Source organism: Streptomyces sp. NPDC007095 (assembly GCF_040634475.1).
Taxonomy (GTDB): domain Bacteria; phylum Actinomycetota; class Actinomycetes; order Streptomycetales; family Streptomycetaceae; genus Streptomyces.
The window spans coordinates 1-5,002 of record NZ_JBEYFS010000421.1 but is presented as its reverse complement, the minus strand read 5'-3'; the positions used below and the strand labels follow the sequence as shown (position 1 = coordinate 5,002).

At 67.8% G+C, this 5,002-nt stretch carries 3 protein-coding genes and 1 pseudogene; 3 read left to right on the top strand and 1 reads right to left on the bottom strand.

Annotated features, from left to right (window positions below; translation table 11 throughout):
• Nucleotides 1-93: 93 nt before the first annotated feature.
• From ABZ656_RS56450 to ABZ656_RS56440, 3 genes and pseudogenes are all read left to right on the top strand, one after another.
• Nucleotides 94-486, top strand: a pseudogene (locus ABZ656_RS56450) (pyridine nucleotide-disulfide oxidoreductase); the annotation flags it as partial.
• Between the two features lie 225 nt (nt 487-711).
• Nucleotides 712-2,121, top strand: coding sequence for an IS4 family transposase (locus tag ABZ656_RS56445; protein WP_129592447.1), 1,410 nt, complete (start codon nt 712-714; stop codon nt 2,119-2,121).
• Between the two features lie 106 nt (nt 2,122-2,227).
• Nucleotides 2,228-3,883 (top strand): IS1182 family transposase, encoded by a 1,656-nt coding sequence (locus ABZ656_RS56440; protein WP_129592460.1) that lies wholly within the window; start codon nt 2,228-2,230, stop codon nt 3,881-3,883.
• A gap of 83 nt (nt 3,884-3,966) precedes the next feature.
• Here the strand turns inward: ABZ656_RS56440 and ABZ656_RS56435 are convergent, their stop codons facing one another.
• The gene (locus ABZ656_RS56435) at nt 3,967-4,677 is read right to left on the bottom strand and encodes an IS6 family transposase (protein ID WP_360280302.1); all 711 of its coding nucleotides are present in this window, start codon (nt 4,675-4,677) and stop codon (nt 3,967-3,969) included.
• Between the last annotated feature and the right edge of the window lie 325 nt (nt 4,678-5,002).

Below are 5,002 nucleotides of genomic sequence, written 5' to 3'. Positions count from 1 at the left end.
CTCTTCTCCGCGCGGGAGGCTGCCCCGTCAGGCGCGGTCCGATGACGTCGAATCAGGGCTGTGACCAGCGTGGATGCAATATTCGGCACGTACAACGCCACCACCGCCGACCAGCACGCCGTACCCCAGGTCTTCTTCAGCGACCCCGAGGCGGCCGCGGTGGGCCTGAGCGCCGAGCAGGCGGAGCGCTCCGGGTACCGCGTCAAGACCGTCGACCTTGACTTCAACGCTGCCCAGGGCGCCAACCTCTACGCCGACGGCTACCAGGGCCACGCCCGGCTGGTCGTCGACCTCGACCGGGAAGTCCTCCTCGGAGTGACGTTCGTCGGCCCCGGCGTCAGCGAGCTCCTGCACTCGGCAACCATTGCAGTCGCCGGCGAAATCCCGCTCAAACGGCTCAGGCACGCGATCGCCCCCTTCCTCACCGTCAGCGAGATCTGGCTCTTCCTCCTCGCCGCCTACCAGCACGATCAGGAGACGCCGTAGACCACCGCCACCTGACACCGAAGGGGGACGGTTCAGGCGCGCCGGCCCAGTCGTCGCAGGGCCCTGACCGTCCTGTCGCACCGGGCTGCGAAGATCACGTCATGTTCTCGACACCAACACCGTTGCGTTTGAGTCTTGAGTCGCAGGTCAAGCCCTGGTGAATGACGCAACGGGACGTCCTGATAGATCAACTTGTGTCGAGCAAGAAGATCGTCGGGAGTCCCGTTGCAGGAGAAGTCTGTCGTCACGCGCACGGTCGAGGCGGCCGGGGGTGTGTACGCGCCCGGTCACCTGGGCGAGTTGACCCAGATCGTGGACTTCGTGCTGGTGGACGCGGTGATCGAGGAGACCGGGTCGCGTGAGAAGCGGCTGTGGCTGCTGCCGTCCCGGGTCGTGGTCTATTTCATCCTCGCGCTGGCCCTGTTCGAGGACTGCTCCTACCGGGGCGTGTGGGGCAAGCTGACGGCGGGCCTGGAGGGGCTGCCGTTGGTGCGTCCTACGGTCTCCTCGCTGTCCAGGGCCCGACGGCGAATAGGAGCGGCACCGCTGCGGCGGCTGTTCGAGATCCTCGCCGGGCCCGTCGCCCACCTCGGGCAGCCCGGTTCGTTCTATCGAGGGCTTCGGACCGTGGCCGTGGACGGCACCTTGCTGCACGTGCCCGACGAGGAGGCACTCACCTGGCGCTATCTAAAGCGGACAGGCGAAATCATGGAGTTCGGCTACCCGCTGCTGCGACTCGTGGTCCTGGTCGAGTGCGGCACCCGTGCCGTGCTGGCCGCCGTGTTCGGCCCGGAGAGTGACGGCGAACTCACGTACGCAGGACGCCTGTTGAGCGTGCTGGACCGCACGATGCTTCTGCTGGCTGATGCCGGCTTCGACGGAGCCGAGTTCGCCCGGGACGTCCAGGCCACCGGCGCCCAGTTCCTGGTGCGCTCCTCTGCCCGCCACATCCCCACCCCCTTCCGGCACCTGGGCGACGGCTCCTACCTGGCCCGGATCGGCTACGGAGTCCTGCCCGTCCTACTGAGCGTCCGCGTCATCAAGGCGTCCGTCACTGCAACCCTGGCCGACGGCACCGTCCGCACCGAGCAGTGGCGCCTGCTCACCAGCCTCCTCGACCCGGCCGCCCACCCAGCCGCCAGGCTGGTGGACCTCTATCACGAGCGGTGGCAGTCGGAGACGACGTATTTCTCGATCAAGGCGACCATGCTGGACGGCCGTGTCCTGCGCTCCCGCAGCCTGACCGGCCTCGACCAGGAGATCTACGCCCTGCTCACCACCTACCAGGCCCTGATCCGCGCCGCCGCCGACACCGCCTGCACCCGGCCCGGCCTGGACATGGACCGCATCAGCTTCACCGTCCTGCAGACCACCGCCGCCGACACCGTCACCACCGCGACCGGAATCCTGCCCCCGGCCGGTCCCGCCGACCTCGTTGGCGCCATCGGCAGGGCCGCCCTCGAGGCCCCGCACCCCGCCCGCCACCGGCACCGCGTCAAGGCCCGCACCCGCAAGAACCCCACCAGCAAGTACGGACCGAACGCCGGACAACACCCCACGACCAGCCAGAACTACACCATCCACACCGCTATCACGTTCTTCGAGCACGGACTTGCGCACCGCTCGCGAGAGTAAACGCAACGGTGTGACTCTGTTGGTGATCTTCGGCGAGTGCTGACAGTCGCTTCGGTCGGTGCTTCAGTGGAGACAGCGGGGCGGTGCCGAGGTCGGGGCGGGCCTGATGTCGTTGCAGCCAGGGGACTACCAGCGGATTCCGGCGCGGACTGTGCGCACGGCGTGGGCGGCTTGCCCGAAGGGAACCCCCGTGATGCTGGTGCGGGATCGCCTCGATGTGCTGTTCGAGGACGAGAAGTTCGCGGATCTCTATCCCGCTGATGGGCGGCCGGGGTTCTCACCGGGGCAGCTCGCGCTGGTGTCGGTGCTCCAGTTCGCCGAGGACCTGTCGGACCGGGCGGCTGCTCAGGCGGTGCGCACTCGGATCGACTGGAAGTACGCCCTGGGGCTGGAGTTGGAGGACACCGGGTTCGACTACTCGCTGCTGAGCGATTTCCGCGCCCGCCTGGTGCAAGGCGACGCGGCGGACCGGATGTTGCGTGTGATGCTCACGCGGCTGACCGAGGCGGGATTGCTGAAGTCCGGCGGGCGGCAGCGTACCGACGCGACGTATGTCCTGGCCGCGGTGCGACGCCTCAGTCGCCTGGAGTTGGCCGGGGAGAGCCTGCGCGCGGCCCTGGAGGAACTGGCCGTGATCGCGCCGGGGTGGCTGCAGCCGCTGATCGAACCCGAGTGGGACAAGCGGTACGGGCGGAAGATGGAGATCAGGAAGGTGCCCGGTGGACCGGAGGCCGTGATCGCGCGGGCGGAGACTTTCGGACGGGACGGGCAGAAGGTGCTGGCCGCCCTGTGGTCCCCCGACGCACCGGGCCGGCTGCGGACTCTGCCCCAGGTGGAGGTTCTGCGACAGGTGTGGGTCCACCACTACTACTGGGACGAGGAAGGACAGCTCCGCTGGCGTGACGGGCACGCGCTGCCACCAGCGAGCCTGCGCTTCGACTCCCCCTACGACACCGACGCGCACTACTGCACCAAGAACGGCACCGAGTGGAGCGGCTATCGCGTGCACTACACCGAGACCTGCGAGGAACAGCGGCCCGAGATCGTGGTGCACGTCGCCACCACGATCGCCCCGGTCCAGGACGGTCAGCTCACTGAGCAGATCCACGACGACCTGGCCCAGACCGCCCTGGCTCCGGCCGAGCACGTGGTCGATGCCGCCTACATCACCCCGGCCCATGTCCAACGCGCCCAGCAGGCCCATGGGATCACACTGCTCGGCCCGATCGTCGCCGACCACAGCCACCAGGCCAAGAGCGGCGAGGGCTTCGGGAAGTCCGCGTTCGCGATCGACTGGGACCTCCGACAGGCAACGTGCCCCCGCGAAAAGACCAGCACCCCGGCGAGGACGCTCCGCATCAAGGGCCACGAGTACCTCCAGTTCCGCTTCGCCACGGCCGACTGCCTGGCCTGCCCGGACCGTCACCCGTGCACCGCCTCGGCCACCAGGCCCCGCTCGATCGCCCTGCTCCCACGGCCGCTGCACGAGATCCAGGTCCAAAACCGCCTCGACCAGCAGACCGAGCAGTGGCAACGACGCTATGCCGTCCGCGCCGGCATTGAGGCGACGCTCTCCCAGACCGTCCGGAGCAACGGCCTACGGCGTACGCGCTACCGCGGGCTCGCCAAGACACATGTTCAACACGTACTCACCGCTATGGCCTGCGACCTCACCCGCACCGCCGACTGGATCGCCGAAACACCCCGAGGGCGTACACGATCAAGCCGCTTCCACACTCTCTGCACCGCAGCCGCCGGATAACCCTGAAGGGTCTTGTCAACTTGGTGGGGTTCGAAGTGTGTTGGGCTTGACGGGGCGAATGGAGCCGTCGGCCGGTGCTGCGGTCAGGGTGCCGCAGGTACGCCTGTGATCTTGTTCCAGATCGTGAAGCGGATGGTCATCTCGGCGCGGTAGTCGGGGGCGGTCAGAAGGTGGCGGCGGGGCCGGAAGTGTGGCGAGACGGCGCTGAACACCGAGAGGAATTTCTGGGCGCTGGTGGGTGAGCGGAAGCCCTTCATGGCGCGTTCGCGCTGGCGGGTCGGCTGGTGGGAGTTCTCCGCCCGGTTGTTCAGGTACTTGGACTGCCGGTGCTCGACGGAGCGCATCAGCTCGCGGTGGGCGACGCCGTAGCTGCGGAGCTTGTCGGTGACCAGAGCCCGCGGCACCCGGCACTGCTTCTTCATCAGCTTGGCCATGAACCGCCTGGCGGCCTTGGCGTCGCGCCTGCTCTGGACAAGGACGTCCAGCACGTTGCCGTCCTGGTCGACCGCGCGCCACAGGTATCGCCGCTCGCCGTTGATCTTTACGAACACCTCGTCCAGGTGCCACTTGTCACCGGCCCGGGGCTTTCGGCGGCGCAGCCCGGCCGCGTACGCGGGTCCGAACTTGGCGCACCACTGGCGGATCGTCTCGTAGGAGACGATCACGCCGCGGGCGAGCATGAGCTCCTCAACCTCGCGGAAGCTCAGCGGGAAGCGGTGATACAGCCACACGCAGTGGGCGATGATCTCCGCCGGGTACCGGAACCCCTTATACGACGGCGACCCCGCGTCCAAGACTGCCCTCCCCGCGATTCACAACCCCAAGATCATCCCAGATCTCAGCCAAGTTGACGACGCCCCCGCAGATAAACCTGCCCCCACCGGCGCTGATCCTTGCGCGCGAACGGCTCGAACACCTCCGCCGCGAACGCCTCCAACTCACCACGCACCACAGCAATCTCGTCCGGAGTCACACACTCTCAACGCCACACCGGGCCGACAGGACACGCACCACAACAACCGACGGGTCTGTAAAGCGAGCGGTGTAACTGGGGTTGGTGTGGCTAGAGTTGGCCTGCGGTGAGGCGGCCGTCGAAGGCCAGGTCGAAGGCGTTCATGG